Origin of the sequence: Nodosilinea nodulosa PCC 7104, from assembly GCF_000309385.1 — a bacterium.
Classification (GTDB): domain Bacteria; phylum Cyanobacteriota; class Cyanobacteriia; order Phormidesmidales; family Phormidesmidaceae; genus Nodosilinea; species Nodosilinea nodulosa.
Genome location: NZ_JH976537.1, coordinates 5,870,446 through 5,885,477, shown reverse-complemented (window position 1 = coordinate 5,885,477; position 15,032 = coordinate 5,870,446). Strand labels below are relative to the sequence as shown.

At 50.7% G+C, this 15,032-nt stretch carries 11 protein-coding genes; all 11 read left to right on the top strand.

Annotated elements, in window-relative coordinates:
* Positions 1 to 56: 56 nt before the first annotated feature.
* Positions 57 to 6,080, top strand: coding sequence for an AAA family ATPase (locus LEPTO7104_RS0127345; RefSeq protein ID WP_040697715.1), 6,024 nt, complete (start codon positions 57 to 59; stop codon positions 6,078 to 6,080).
* Complete coding sequence (locus tag LEPTO7104_RS0127340) at positions 6,077 to 6,709, top strand: response regulator (RefSeq protein WP_017301776.1); 633 nt, start codon at positions 6,077 to 6,079, stop codon at positions 6,707 to 6,709. The genes LEPTO7104_RS0127345 and LEPTO7104_RS0127340 overlap by 4 nt, the downstream gene beginning before the upstream one ends.
* A 450-nt stretch (positions 6,710 to 7,159) precedes the next feature.
* Positions 7,160 to 7,810 (top strand): MOSC domain-containing protein, encoded by a 651-nt coding sequence (locus tag LEPTO7104_RS0127335; protein ID WP_026073137.1) that lies wholly within the window; start codon positions 7,160 to 7,162, stop codon positions 7,808 to 7,810.
* A 29-nt stretch (positions 7,811 to 7,839) separates the two neighbouring features.
* Complete coding sequence (locus tag LEPTO7104_RS0127330; RefSeq protein WP_017301774.1) at positions 7,840 to 8,709, top strand: alpha/beta fold hydrolase; 870 nt, start codon at positions 7,840 to 7,842, stop codon at positions 8,707 to 8,709.
* 5 nt (positions 8,710 to 8,714) lie between these two features.
* Positions 8,715 to 9,713, top strand: coding sequence for a dicarboxylate transporter/tellurite-resistance protein TehA (gene tehA, locus LEPTO7104_RS0127325; protein WP_051158637.1), 999 nt, complete (start codon positions 8,715 to 8,717; stop codon positions 9,711 to 9,713).
* Between the two features lie 287 nt (positions 9,714 to 10,000).
* On the top strand, positions 10,001 to 10,996 hold the full coding sequence (locus LEPTO7104_RS0127320; RefSeq protein ID WP_026073135.1) for an alpha/beta hydrolase: 996 nt from the start codon (positions 10,001 to 10,003) through the stop codon (positions 10,994 to 10,996).
* Between the two features lie 149 nt (positions 10,997 to 11,145).
* A complete protein-coding gene (locus LEPTO7104_RS0127315) occupies positions 11,146 to 12,144 on the top strand; it encodes a zinc-dependent alcohol dehydrogenase family protein (protein WP_071527333.1) in 999 nt (332 codons plus the stop codon).
* A 40-nt stretch (positions 12,145 to 12,184) separates the two neighbouring features.
* Positions 12,185 to 12,934: a glucose 1-dehydrogenase gene (locus tag LEPTO7104_RS0127310; protein ID WP_017301770.1), complete on the top strand. Its 750-nt coding sequence runs from the start codon at positions 12,185 to 12,187 to the stop codon at positions 12,932 to 12,934.
* Positions 12,935 to 13,082: 148 nt separating this feature from the next.
* Positions 13,083 to 13,904 (top strand): alpha/beta fold hydrolase, encoded by an 822-nt coding sequence (locus LEPTO7104_RS0127305; RefSeq protein ID WP_040695689.1) that lies wholly within the window; start codon positions 13,083 to 13,085, stop codon positions 13,902 to 13,904.
* A gap of 14 nt (positions 13,905 to 13,918) precedes the next feature.
* On the top strand, positions 13,919 to 14,566 hold the full coding sequence (locus tag LEPTO7104_RS0127300) for a cysteine hydrolase family protein (RefSeq protein WP_017301768.1): 648 nt from the start codon (positions 13,919 to 13,921) through the stop codon (positions 14,564 to 14,566).
* 47 nt (positions 14,567 to 14,613) lie between these two features.
* On the top strand, positions 14,614 to 15,003 hold the full coding sequence (locus LEPTO7104_RS0127295) for a DUF302 domain-containing protein (RefSeq protein WP_040695687.1): 390 nt from the start codon (positions 14,614 to 14,616) through the stop codon (positions 15,001 to 15,003).
* The last annotated feature ends 29 nt before the right edge of the window (positions 15,004 to 15,032 follow it).

Genomic DNA, 15,032 nt, shown 5'->3' with positions numbered 1-15,032 from the left:
CCATAGATCTGCCAGATAATCATTTCAAGGCTTTCATGCCTGTTCAGAGGAATTCTATGGTTACTCTACCAAGTATTGCCATCCAGGCCAAAATTTACGAAAGCTCTAATTCCCTGGTATATCGCGGTACTAGAGAAGATGGACTGGCGGTTATCGTCAAGCTGCTCAAGCAGGACTATCCCTCGCCCCAGGAACTCACGCGCTACCGACAGGAGTATGACATTACTCGCTCCCTGAATCTGCCAGGAGTGATCAGAGCCTATGACCAGCAAGCCTATCAGCGCACGCTGGTTATTCTTCTAGAAGACTTTGGCGGTGAGTCTCTGGAGCACTGGATGCGGCAGCCGTCGAACGTTGGCCCGATGCCGCTGCCGTATTTTTTGGGGCTAGCGATCGCCCTCACCGATATCCTGGGCCAAATCCACGCTGCTGGCATTATTCATAAAGATATTAATCCTGGCAATATCGTTCTCAACCCCGCTTCGGGCGTGGTCAAGATCATCGACTTTGGCATTGCCACCCGCTTTAACCGCACGAACTCAACCTTCAAAAGTCCCCACGGTTTGGAAGGAACCCTTGCCTACCTGTCGCCGGAGCAAACCGGGCGGATGAATCGGACGATCGACTATCGCACTGATTTTTACTCGCTCGGCGTGACGTTCTACGAACTGCTGACCGGGCAGCTGCCGTTTCCCACCACAGACATTCTCGAACTGGTCCACTGCCATATTGCCAAGCCGCCCACACCGCCCCAGGACTTGAATGCAGCCATCCCTAAAGCTGTTGCAGCTATCATTTTGAAACTGATGGCAAAGAATGCCGAAGATCGCTATCAGAGCGCCTGGGGTATCAAAGCAGACTTGGAACTGTGCGCTGAAAAATTAGCAACAGGCGGTCAAATTAATGATTTCCAACTGGGACTGAAAGATGTCTCAGATCAGTTTCACATTCCCCAAAAGCTGTATGGACGGGAGGCGGAAATTGCCGCGTTGCTGGCGGCCTTTGAGAGGGTCGCCGGGGGAAGTGATACAGAGACAGAGAGACATAGAGAAACGGAGCGCGACAATAGTCCGGTGCCTGCTGAAATGATGTTGGTCTCTGGCTATTCTGGAATCGGCAAATCGGCCCTGGTGCAGGAACTCTACAAGCCGATTACGGCAAAGCGCGGATACTTTATCTCGGGTAAGTTTGACCAGTTTCAGCGCAACATTCCCTACAGCGCGATCGTCGATGCCCTGCGAAAATTGGTGCAGCAGCTGCTTAGCGAACCTGAGGATCGGGTGCAGCAGTGGCGATCGCAGCTTCTAAACGCCCTGGGCAACAACGGGCAGCTGATCATTGATGTAATCCCAGAGGTAGAGCTGATTATTGGTCAGCAGCTACCCTTACCCGAAGTTGGATCGACTGAGGCCCAAAATCGGTTTAACCTTGTCTTTCAAAAGTTTATTCGGGCCTGCTGCTCCGATCGGCATCCCCTCGTTATCTTTCTGGATGATTTGCAATGGGCAGACTCGGCTACCCTTAAGTTGATTGAATTGATCTTGCGCGATCGCGCGGTGCAGTTTCTACTTTTAATTGGAGCCTATCGAGATAATGACGCTACTCAAATATATCCGCTGCTTACAGCGGTGGAGAAACTAAAACAGGAAAGCGTCGCCATTCATCAGATTACCCTGGCTCCGCTGGAGCTGGGGGCAGTGGCTCAACTGATTGCAGATACGCTACATGCCTCTGCTGAGGCGATCGCACCTTTAGCAGAGTTGGTATGGCGTAAAACAAACGGCAACCCCTACTTTGTCAGTGAATTTATCAAAACGCTGCATGCCGAAAATCTGGTTGTCTTCAACATTCATCAGCAATGCTGGCAATGGGATATTGCTCAGATTAAAGCCAAAAACATCACCGACAATGTGGTGGAGTTAATGATTGGTAAGCTGAAGCAGCTGCCGGAGCGAACTCAACAGGTCCTGCGTTTGGCGGCTTGTATTGGTGCTGAATTTAATTTGGCAACCCTCTCGGCAATCTGTGAGCAACCAGCAGTTGAAATTTACGCAGAACTCTCGACCGTGATTCAGTCAGAGTTGATTCTATCTACCTCCGAGCTAGATGAAAATCTATTAGTTCAGAGCTACAAGTTTTCGCACGATCGCGTACAGCAGGCTGCTTACACCCTAATTGCAAAGGAGCAGCAGCAGGCTGTTCACCTGCAGATTGGCTATCTCTTACTGCAAAGTAGCGAGCCTGAAATTATACCTCATAACGTATTTGAGGTAATTGATCACCTTAATCTAGGTCGTCATCTCGTCACGAATCAGCAGGAGCGAGATAAGATAGCTAGGCTGAATCTGATTGCAGGACAGAAAGCTAAAAGAGCATCAGCTCACAGTGCTGCACTACAGTACTTAACGACAGGAATAAAATTACTGACTGCTGATAGGTGGCAGTTGCAGTATGCTTTGACCTTGGCGCTATACGAAGAAGCGACAGAAGCAGCATATCTTTGTGGCGAACTTCACCAAATGGAACAATTGGAAATCGTTGTTCTAGAGCATGCAAACACTGTTCTAGACAAGATAAAAGTCTACGAAACGAAACTTCAAATTTGCATGATACAAAGTAGACAAACAGAGGCAATTGAGATTGGCTTAGAAGTTTTAGATCTGCTGGGCATCACTTTACCCACGTTGCAAACAGACGTTGACTTTCAAAGGTATTTAAAGGAAGAAGTAGATAATTTAGATGCCACAAGCACAAGAGACTTGCTGGAGCTACCGTCAATGACGGAGCCAGATAAGCTGGCTGCTATGCAAATCTTATCGAGTCTCGTTGGAGCTGCCTTTCAAGCAGCTCCCTCACTGCTACCGCTGATTGTGTTAGAGCAAATAAATTTATCTATTAAGTATGGAAATACTTCCTTCTCATCTTTTGCCTATGCTACTTATGGCGGTGTCGTTCTTAATGGAATAATGCAGGATTTTGAACGAGGTTACAAATTTGGCAAATTGGCGCTAAATCTGACTGAGCGATTAGATAGTAAAAAACTTAAGCCCAAGGTTCTAGAGATGGTTGGAGCGCATCTCACACATTGTAAAGCTCATATTCGACAAACTTTACCCTTACTTCAGGAGTCCTATGAAACTGGGCTAGAAACTGGAGATGTAGAGTTCAGCATGTATGCTGCGGGCTTTAGCTGTTTGTATTCGTATTTTGCTGGGTTGGAATTAGCAAATGTTGTATTGGCAGTCAGGACCTACAGCGAGGTTTTAGCGCAGTTCAAGCAGCAGAACATTTTAATTCATTTTCGCAGACTGCAGCAGGTTGTTTTTAATTTACAAGAACAAGTTGAGAATCCAGGTCGATTACTTAGTGAGAATTATGATGAAAGCCATTATTTGCAAATCCACCTCAAAGCAAATGATAGAACACATCTTTACTATCTGTATTTAGATAAGCTTATTTTAAATTATTTATTCGAGGAGATATCACAGGCACTAGAGTATGCTTCTCAAGCCGAACTTTATTTGGATGGAGTAGGAGGAACTTTCTCAGCATCTGTATTCTATTTCTACGATTCTTTAGCCCAAATTCAATTCTATCAATCTGTTCCTTTCTCAGAACGAGGGCATCTGCTGCTCAAAATAAACAGCAATCAAGAGAAGATGCAGAAATGGGCGCATTCCGCTCCAACCAATTTTCAGCATAAATACGAATTAATTGAAGCAGAGAAGGCACGGATCTTAAATCAGTTTTTTGAGGCAGAAGAACTATATGAAAAAGCGATCCGGGGTGCTAGGGATAACGAGTATCTGCAAGAGGAAGCGTTGGCCTATGAATTAGCGGCCAGACATTATCTTGCGCTAGGTCGTGGAAAAATCGCTCAGACCTATATGAAAGAAGCGCACTACTGCTATGAATGCTGGGGAGCAATGGCAAAAGTCAAAGATTTAGAAGCTCGCTACCCACAGTTTTTCCCTCAAGCTTCGCGTGTGGTTGACAGCGTAAACCGTACCACAGGTAAAACTACCTCTAATACCTCCCAGGTTGCCTTTGATCTGACCGCAGTGATGAAAGCAGCCCAGGCAATTTCGAGCGAAATTGAGCTGGATCACTTGCTCCACTCCTTAATGCAAATTTTAATCGAGAATGCTGGGGCGCAAACTGGATGTTTACTTCTGCAAAATTCAGGAGAATGGGTAATCGAGGCGGCTTGTGAACTTAATGACGGTGAGAACGTTTGCACGACGCAAATACTGCAATCGATTTCAATGGCAAATCGCTTACCTGAATCCATTATTCAGTATGTGATCCGGACGCATGAATCTGTCATCTTGAATGATGCCACTCGCGAAGGAAATTTTACCAATGATCCCTACATTCAGCAGAACAAAACCCAATCTTTGCTCTGCTTGCCGCTGCTGAATCAGAGTAAGCTCGTCGGAGTACTGTATCTAGAAAATCATCTAATAGCGGGAGCATTCACCCCCGATCGCTCCCAAGTTTTGAATCTACTCTCCACTCAGGCGGCGATCGCCATTGAAAATGCCAAACTTTACTCAAGGCTGCGCGCTAGCGAAAGTCAAATGGCTCAATTTTTAGAAGCGATGCCGGTGGGAATTGCCATCCTAGATGCGACGGGTCGCCCTTACTATGTCAATCAGCAGGGAATTGAGCTGTTGGGTAAAGGGGTTGATCCTGCCGCGACACCGGAGCAACTTTCGGAGGTTTATCAGCTCTATGTGACGGGAACGGATCAAATCTATCCATCCGAGAGACTGCCCATTATTCGGGCGCTAAAGGGCGAACGCACCAGGACTGATGATGCAGATATTCACCAGAACGACGCAATTATTCCCGCTGAGGCCTGGGGGACGCCCGTCTTTGATGAACAGGGGAATGTCGTATATGCGATCGCCGCCTTTCAAGACATCACCGAGCGCAGACGGGCAGAGAAACTCCTGGCTGACTATAACCAAACGCTAGAACAGCAGGTTGCCGAGCGAACACTGCTGCTTTCGCAGGAGATTGAAGAGCGCCAGCACATTGAAAACGCCCTGCGCCAAAGCGAAGCGCAGCGCAGGCTGACCATGGACTTCACCCACATCGGCAGCTGGAATTGGGACATTGTGGAGGGTACAGTCGAGTGGGACGATAACCACATTCGATTGATAGGATTGGTGCCCGGTGAGGTTGAAAGTGGCTATCAGGCGTGGCGCGATCGCGTTCATCCAGACGATATCGACCGGGTTGAGCAAACGATTGCATCCACGTTGGCCACCCGCAACGATTATGAAGCTGAATATCGAGTGGTTTACCCCAATGGCGATATCCACTGGGTGGTGGCCAGGGGTCGAGGCGTTTATAACGCAGCGGGTCAGCCCGTGCGCATGTTGGGGGTGATTCTCGACGTTAGCGAACAGCGAGAGGCGGCCCTGCGGGAACGCAACAAAGCTGAAGCCGCCTCAATTCTGGAGGAGCGCAACCGCATGGCGCGGGAAATCCACGATACGCTGGCCCAATCCTTCACCGGCATTTTGCTCCAGATCACCGCCGCCACGCAGGTGCTCACCGACGATCTCCAGGCGACCCAGACCCACCTGGAGATTATGGAGGAACTGGCCCGCACCGGGCTGGCTGAGGCGCGGCGATCGGTGTCCGCTTTGCGCCCCCAGCTTTTGGAGGAGGGCGATTTAAGCAGCGCCCTGCATCGGTTAGTGACTCAAATGAGAGCGGCCGCCGACACCGCCTTAATCTATGACGTTTACGGCACAGCCTATCCCCTCCCCACGGAGGTCGAAAATCACCTGCTGCGGATAGGGCAGGAAGCCCTGACCAATGCGGTCAAATACGCCAGTGCCCATGAAATTCGGATTGAATTATGGTACGAAGATGGCCAATGTCGCTTGCACATTCAAGACGACGGCTGTGGTTTCAGGATGGATAACCTGCCAGCGGAAGGGGGCTTTGGCCTGCTGGGCATGAGTGAACGGGCCGAGCAGATGGGCGCACAGCTGACGATTCAGAGTCAGCCGGGGCAGGGCACCGAAATTGTTGTTGTGTTTTCCCAAGAGCGAGCATCATGATAGACCCATCCAGTCCGATTCGCATTCTGATTGTTGATGATCATTCCATCGTCCGGCAGGGGTTGGCGACAATCATCAACCGGGTGCCAGAGATGACGGTGGTGGCCCAGGCCGAAGACGGACAGCAGGCGATCGCCCTCTTTCGAGAGCACCAGCCCGATGTGACGCTGATGGATCTGCGCATGCCGCAGGTGACCGGGGTAGAGGCGATCGCCGCGATCTGCACTGAGTTTAAGCAGGCGCGAGTGATTGTGCTAACCACCTACGACAGCGATGAGGACATCTATCGCGGCTTGCAGGCCGGTGCCCAGGGCTACCTGCTCAAGGATGCCAAGCCCGACGAGCTGCTCAATGCGATTCGCACCATTTATAGCGGTCAGAAGTACGTGCCGCCAGAGGTGGGAGCGAAGCTGGTGCAGCGGATGAGCAATCCAGAGCTGAGTGAGCGAGAGCTAGAGGTGCTGCGCTCTATGGCGCAGGGGATGACTAACCTGGAAATTGGCACCGCTTTGTGCATTGGTGAAAGCACCGTTAAGTCTCACGTTAACCGCATTTTAAGCAAACTGGGCGTAAACGATCGCACCCAGGCGGTGATTGTGGCGGTTAAACGCGGCATTGTCAGCCTATAGCCGCAGCTGAGGTTGAGGGCAGATTCCAACTCAGGTTGGAGTCCCCTATCCGGTGTGAGATGGACGATTTGATCAATCGCGTTACGGGGCAAAAGTGTCAACCCTGAGTGGGCGACAGGCGAGCATCAGTTCTCTATATTAAACCCAGTCGAGCAATAGCAATTCTCTCAAATTCAGCTACCAGCCAGCATAGCCGTGGGGGCATAAGCGTTTTACCCATTGCAGCGTTTGGTAGTTTTATCTGGGAAAAGTGGTATGGCGTTTTTCCTGCATTACTTATAGCCATAGTCACGTTGGTCAGGACATCTAGAAACCCTACTAATGTTTGAACATTTATGGAAGACATGTCTTAATCAGACTGACTACAGCTATATCGATGCAATTTGATGGCGATCAAAATTTGCTTGGGCAGTTTGCATCAAGAGAATTCTGAGAGGACTGATAGCTATGATCAGGCTTACTTCTGTCAATGTTGGGCTTCCTCGCGACGTCATCTGGAAAGGAAAAACAATTAAAACCGGGATTTTTAAAGATCCTATCAGTGCAAGGGTAATGGTGCGATCGCTGAATTTGGACGGCGACGGTCAGGCCGATCTCACTGTTCACGGCGGGGCGGATAAGGCGATCTATGTCTACCCGTTTGAGCATTACGACTACTGGCGCAGTGAGCTGCCCGATACCGAGCTAACCCCCGGTATATTTGGCGAAAATTTCACAGTGACGGGGCTGCAAGAAGAGGATGTCAACATTGGCGATCGCTTTCAAATTGGCGCCGTAAACCTGATTGTCACCCAGCCCCGGATGCCCTGCTACAAGCTAGGCATTCGATTTGGGAGGCCAGATATGGTAAAGCGATTTCTGGATAGCCGCCGCACCGGATTTTACTTTCGGGTATTGCAAGAGGGCGAAGTTGAGGCCGGAGATGCGATCGAGCAAACCAGCCGGGATTCAAACAACATCACGGTTGCCGACATTACTCGGCTATATGTGCGCGAGCAGACCAATCCAGAGCTACTGCGCCGCGCAACTCAGCTGGAAGCTTTACCTGCAAGCTGGCGCGATTATTTTCAGGAGCAAATACTGCGTCAGGGCAAGAAATAAGTTTTTATTAACTAATAAGGAATGGTCCCATGACTGCATTTCACACGATCGAGATCGATGGATTGGATATTTTCTACCGCGAAGCCGGTTCTCGCGATCGCCCGACCATTCTACTGCTACATGGCTTTCCGACCTCTTCCCACATGTTCCGCAATTTAATTCCTGCACTGGCCGATAGGTTTCATCTGGTTGCCCCCGATTATCCAGGCTATGGTCACAGCTCCATGCCAAGCGTAAATGAGTTTGATTACTCGTTTGATCACCTGGCCGAAATCATGGAGAAGTTTATTGTTGCTCTAGATTTAAAAAAATATAGCCTCTATGTGATGGATTACGGTGCACCTATTGGCTATCGCATTGCAGCAAACCATCCTGAGCGGGTGCAAGGGCTGATCATCCAAAATGGCAATGCCTACGACGAAGGACTGCGCGAATTTTGGGAACCAATTAAAGCCTATTGGCAAGCACGATCGCCCGAAAATGAAAGTAAGCTGGCTTACCTGGTGACGCTAGAAGCTACCAAGTGGCAATACACCAACGGCGTTCGGAGTCCTGAGGCGATCAGCCCCGATACCTGGACGATAGATCAACATTTCCTCGATCGCCCTGGCAACGGTGAGATTCAGCTACAGCTGCTGTATAGCTACGGCACCAACCCGCCGCTCTATCCCCAATGGCAGGAGTATTTTCGCACCTATCAACCGCCTGCTCTAATCGTATGGGGCAAAAACGACTTCATCTTTCCCGCTGAGGGAGCCTATCCCTACCAGCGTGATTTGAAGGATGTTGAGTTTCATTTGCTCGATACTGGCCACTTCGCCCTCGAAGAAGATGGGGATGCGATCGCCGATTATATCACCCAGTTTTTCGCATCACGACTGCAACCTCTCCCTGCTTAGTGAATATGTCCATCAGAAAACCACGGCTAAAATTCACTCCTCTGAAAACCAATCGCATCAATGTTTCTGCTTCCTTTTTTGGCATGATTCTAGGGTTAATTGGGTTAGGAAACTGCTGGCGGGTGGCGAGTAAGATCTGGCATTTGCCTACCTGGATTGGTGAGGCGATCATGCTGCTTGCCGTTGTGGTGTGGTTTACGTTATTACTTCTTTATCTCAGCAAGTGGCTGTGGGCACGAACGGAAGCGCTGGCTGAATTCAAACATCCTGTTTTGTGTTGCTTTATCGGATTGGTGCCTGTGTCTACATTGCTGGTGTCGTTGGCCATTGCCCCCTATAGCCATGGGATCGCAGTTGCACTCTTTAGAGTTGGCGCGATCGGTCAATTGAGCTTTGGCGTCTATCGGTCTGGGCAATTTTGGATGGGCGGACGCACGCCAGAATCTACTACGCCAGTGCTATATCTGACAGCTGTTGCTGGTGGGTTTGTCGGTTCGATCGCGGCCAGCGCGTTCGGCTATCGAGAATGGGGCGCGTTGTTTTTTGGGATGGGGCTGTTTTCGTGGTTTGCGCTGGAGTCTATCATCATGCAGCGCTTATATCTGCTGGAAGCGCTGCCCAAACCCCTGCGTCCAACGCTGGGTATTCAACTAGCACCGCCTGCCGTCGGCTGTGTTGCCTACTTAAGCCTCACGAGCGGTCAGCCCGACATCTTTGCCCAAATCCTCTTTGGGTATGGCCTAATGCAGGCATTGATACTATTGCGACTGCTGCCGTGGTTGGGCCAACAACCGTTTGAAGCATCCTATTGGGCTTTTACACTGGGCGTTGCGGCCTTGGCGTTGGCACCCTTGCGCTTTGTTGAACGCGGCATGACCGGAACAATAGAAGGTTTGGCAGTGCTCCTTTTTATTGGTGCAAATATCGTGATTGGCAGCATTGCGCTGGGGACAGTACGACTCGTGCTGCGGGGCAAACTCTTTCCGGCATTAGCCCATGTGTAAGTTGCTCGAACTCAATCAATTATCTAGAAAACCACGCAATTATCCTCTCACATTGGACAATCTAAGGCTGATTATCATACGTAAGCTAGACGGCAAAATTGCAGTTGCAATCGTTGCATCAAAAGGAATTAGGCAGCGATCGCCACTAAATGGTTTGGCATAGAAATTAGACAATAACGACCTATATGAGAACAACAATATGTTAGTCCGTGCTCCCTAAAACTAAGCGTTGACTTGACCGTGTTACTTCACAGATTTTCACCATTTATCAACCAAAGGAGAACGTCATGATTGCTCAAGTAAAAGCTCAATCAGAAACTATTTTAGAAGTCGCAGACGATCCACGTCTTTCCAGAGAAGTCAAGGCATTCTTGAAAGTATTGAATTCAGGTGGTGTACCTCTAGAAACCCTCCCTCCCCTCGAAGCGCGTCAAGTATTGGTGGATGCTCAGGCTTCTGCTGATGTTGATTTGTCAGGCATTGACGAGTCTGAAAAAACAATTACCGCTGATGAATATTCAATAACGCTCAACATCGTTCGGCCTGAGGGCGTTCAAGGAATTTTGCCTGTGTTCATCTTCATTCACGGTGGCGGCTGGGTGCTGGGCGATTATCCCACCCACAAGCGTATGGTGCGCGATCTGGTTGTGCTCAGCGGATTTTCCGGAGTCTTTGTCAACTATACGCGCACGCCCGATGCTCAGTTTCCCCAGGCGATCAATGAAATCTATGCGGCGACGAAATGGGTGGCTGAGCATGGCGAGGAAATTGGTGTGGACGGCAGCAATCTAGCTGTAGTCGGCAACAGCGTCGGCGGCAACATGACGGCAGTGACATCGCTGATGGCAAAAGACAGGGGCGGTCCGCACATTAAGCTGCAAATCATGATGTGGCCCATCGTAGACTCCAGTTTTGAAACAGAGTCTTATAGGCAATTTGGTGATAAGCGCTTTTTGACCACACCGCTGATGAAGTGGATGTATGACATGTACATTGCTGACCCTGAAAAGCGCAAAGATATCTATGCCTCACCGCTCCAGGCGACGGTTGAGCAACTGAAAGGATTGCCCCCGGCACTCATTCAAGTGGCCGAGAGCGACATTTTGCGAGATGGAGGCGAAGCCTATGGACGCAAACTGGATGAAGCTGGAGTGACCGTGACAACGGTGCGCTACAACGGCATGATTCATGACTTTGGGTTGTTAAATGGGTTGGCCGAGGTTCCGGCGGTGCGATCGCTCTTCGTCCAAGCGGCAGCCGAACTGAAGAAATATCTGCAATAGAAACTATTGAGATATTACTCGGAGGCTGGGTGGCGCGGCAGCAAAACCCAACAAAACCACCTCTGGTGTGGGTTCCACTGCGTTTCACCCAACCTACCTCTGCTGTTGTCAGGTGTCGGCTGAGTTCCCTACAACTATGGAGTTGAATGATGAAAGCATCATCAACAATGCGCGCGTTGATTGTCGATGATTTTCAAACGGCGTTGTTTCGCCAGGGCGAGATCTTGCGACCAGAGCCCGATACCAACCAAGTCTTAGTCCGCATTAAGGCCAGTGGCGTTAACCCGCTCGACAGCAAAATCCGCACCGGCAAAGCGCCCCACGCGAAGCCCGTTCTCCCCGCCGTGCTGGGGACTGATTTGGCTGGCATTGTTGAATCCGTGGGACGAAATGTCACCGCGTTTCAGGCTGGCGATAAGGTCTACGGGCTGACCGGTGGAGTGGGTGGGCTGCAAGGCTCTCTCGCTGAATTTGCGGCGGTCGATGCCGATCTGCTCGCAAAAGCGCCAGTTAACCTGACCTTGCGGGAAGCGGCTGCCCTACCGCTCGTGTTTTTAACCGCGTGGGAAGGGCTGGTGGACCGGGCCAACGTGCGTCAGGGGCAAACCGTTCTGGTGCTGGGTGGTGCAGGCGGGGTCGGCCATGTTGCGGTGCAAATTGCAAAGGCGCGGGGTGCCACGGTTTTTGCAACCGCGTCGGCGGCAAAGCATGACTTGGTGCAACAACTGGGTGCTGTGCCCATCGACTATCGCACCACCTCGATCGAGCAGATTGTGCAGCGGTTTACAGAGGGACAGGGGTTTGATGTGGTCTACGACACCGTGGGTAGCGCCACGTTGGACGATGCATTTCAGGCCGTCTGTCGCTACGGTCACGTCGTCAGCAGCTACGGCTGGGGAACCCATTCCCTGATGCCCCTCTCTCGAAAGGGGGCCACGTATTCTGGCGTGTTTGTCCTGCTGCCGCTCTTGACGGGTATCGGTCGCGCGCACCATGGGGAGATTTTGCGTCAAGCGACCCAGTTGGTAGAAGCGAATCTGCTGCGTCCGGTGGTCGATCCGCGTCGGTTCACATTAGATACAGCTCTGGCTGCCCACGAAGCGGCAGAGCAAGGCACAGCGGTTAGCAAAATCGTGATTGATTTATAGCTCACATTCACTGCAAATCTTGTTTGCAATCTTAACCATCATGAACAAACTACAAGGAAAAGTGGCTCTGGTTACCGGCGGCAATAGCGGCATCGGTCTGGCTACCGCCAAGCAATTTGTTGCTGAAGGGGCTTACGTTTTCATCACAGGTCGTCGTCAAGCTGAGCTCGATGCGGCGGTGAAGGCGATCGGTGAGAACATCAGGGGTGTGCAAAGCGATGTCTCCAATTTGGCCGACCTCGATCGCCTGTTTGCCACAATTCAGCAAGAGAAGGGGCACCTCGATGTGGTCTTTGCCAATGCAGGAGGAGGCGCGATCGCCCCGCTCGGCTCAATCACCGAAGAGCACTTCGACAAAACGTTTGACACCAATGTCAAAGGTCTGTTGTTCACTGTGCAGAAAGCCCTGCCTCTGTTGCCAGAGGGAAGTTCGATTGTTTTGAATGCCTCGACGGCATCGATCAAAGGAACACCAGCCTTCAGTGTTTACAGCGCGACCAAAGCGGCGGTGCGATCGTTCGCCCGCAACTGGACTCTCGACCTCAAAGGGCGCAAAATCCGGGTGAATGCCATCAGCCCTGGCGTGGTGCCGACGCCGGGCTACGACTTGCTCGGATTGAATGAGCAGCAGATGCAGGAATTTGTGGACAGCCAGGCCATCGGCATTCCGCTAGGGCGAGTCGGCACACCGGATGAAATCGCCAAAGCCGTTGTTTTTCTCGCGTCAGACGACAGCAGCTTTGTCAACGGCATTGAGCTGTTTGTCGATGGCGGTATGGCGCAGATCTAACGTGCTTTGAAATCGAGTAGTTAAACCGCGTCCAGTTCAAAATCTATAGTTTTCTCCACAAAAAAACTACAAGTCTGGACGTGGCTAGGGTTTATGTTCCAGGTTTTTGCCCATCCAACAACCAAACAACCTCAAAGGAAATCACACCATGAACAGGCTCACGCTCAGAAACAGCATTCGCATGCTTTTGATTGTCACACTCTTTTTAGGCACTACCATCATCACGTCGTTAGGAACCACTATGAATCCTGCAAGCGCGCAGGATAGCAAGCCTACCATCGTTCTGGTTCACGGTGCATTTGCTGAGTCATCCAGTTGGAACGGTGTATTGTCGCAATTGATTCCGAAAGGATATTCGACGGTTGCAGTCGCCAACCCTTTACGCGGTGTTCAGAGCGACGCGGACTATGTGGCTAGCGTTCTCCAGGATATCGAAGGTCCTATCGTGTTAGTTGGGCACTCCTACGCAGGTTCAGTGATTACCAATGCCGTTCATGACAACAGTAACGTGAAGGCATTGGTCTACGTTGGTGCATTTGCTCCGGACGTGGGCGAGAGTGCCACTGAACTCTCAGAACGTTATCCCGGCAGCACCCTTGCGCCAACCCTCGCACCACCCGTTGTATTGCCCGATGGTGGTAAGGACTTGTATATTCAGCAGGACAAGTTTCACGCCCAGTTTGCAGCGGATGTGCCCGCTAGCGACGCAGAGTTGATGGCGAGTACCCAGCGTCCGATTACAGAAGCTGCACTGAACGAAGCCTCTGGTGCGTCTGCATGGAAATCTACCCCGTCCTGGTTCATTTATGGCGATCGCGACTTAAACATTCCGGCAGCGGTACATGCTTTCATGGCGGAGCGTGCTAACTCAAGGGAAACAGTCGCCGTAAACGGTTCATCCCATGTCGTGATGGTTTCTCATCCAGATGCGGTCGCCGAGATCATCGAACACGCAGCGATCGCTCCCTAAAAAGGAAAAAAAGGATGAATATCAACAACAATGACACCGCAGTTGTCGTAATCGATCCACAAAACGATGTCCTGAGTGAAACCGGGGTTTCTTGGGATTTGGTCGGCGCTAGCGTCAAAGCCAACAAAACCGTCGAGAACATTGAGCGCATCTTTAAAGCCGCAAAGCAAAATGACTTTGAGGTTTTTATCTCTCCCCACTACTACTACCCCACCGACTACGGCTGGAAATTTCTCGGCAATCTGGAGCAGATGATGCTTGGGGTCAAGGAATTTGCTCGCACCGGCCCTCTCAGCCTCGATGGATTTGTAGGGTCAGGGGCCGACTGGCTCGAACGCTATAAGCCCTTCATTGAAGACGGCAAAACAGTGGTGGTCAATCCCCATAAGGTCTATGGGCCACAGAATAACGACTTAGTTTTGCAGCTGCGAAAGCGCAACATTGGCAAAGTTATTCTGCTGGGTATGCTTGCCAATCTTTGCATTGAAGCTCATCTCCGGGATTTACTTGAACAAGGCTTTGAAGTGCTTGTCGTCAAGGATGCAACGGCTGCTCCGCACCATCCAGAACTGGGCGATGGCTATAAGGCTGCGTTGATCAATTTTGGCTATCTTGCGAATGCTGTTTGGTCTACGGACGACGTTGTCGAAGCGCTGTCGTAATTAAGGTATTGCTCCGAGCCATTTATCTAAGACGTAACTCGATTGCTATGACTGCAACGAATGGCATTATCCATCAACCCAGTCCGTATTCAGTGAGTGAAACCATCGATCGCCTGGTTGCCGTTCTACAGGCAAAAGGGATTACCATTTTTGCCCGCATTGATCAAAAAGTAGAAGCCGAAAAAGTTGGGTTAAGCTTGCGCCCAACGCAGCTGTTGCTATTTGGTAACCCCCAGGCAGGAACGCCATTGATGATTGCAGAACCGGCGATCGCCCTCGAATTACCCCTGAAAGTGCTGGCCTGGGAAGCGGTAGACGGTGACGTATGGCTGAGCTACAACGATCCCCTTTACCTACAGCAGCGGTTCTCACTTTCAGATGAGCTGATGAAAAACATTGCGGTGACTGCGCCATTGATTCATCAGGCACTTCTCTAAGCGCTCTTGTGCTGTGCAGCAGTTCTGCT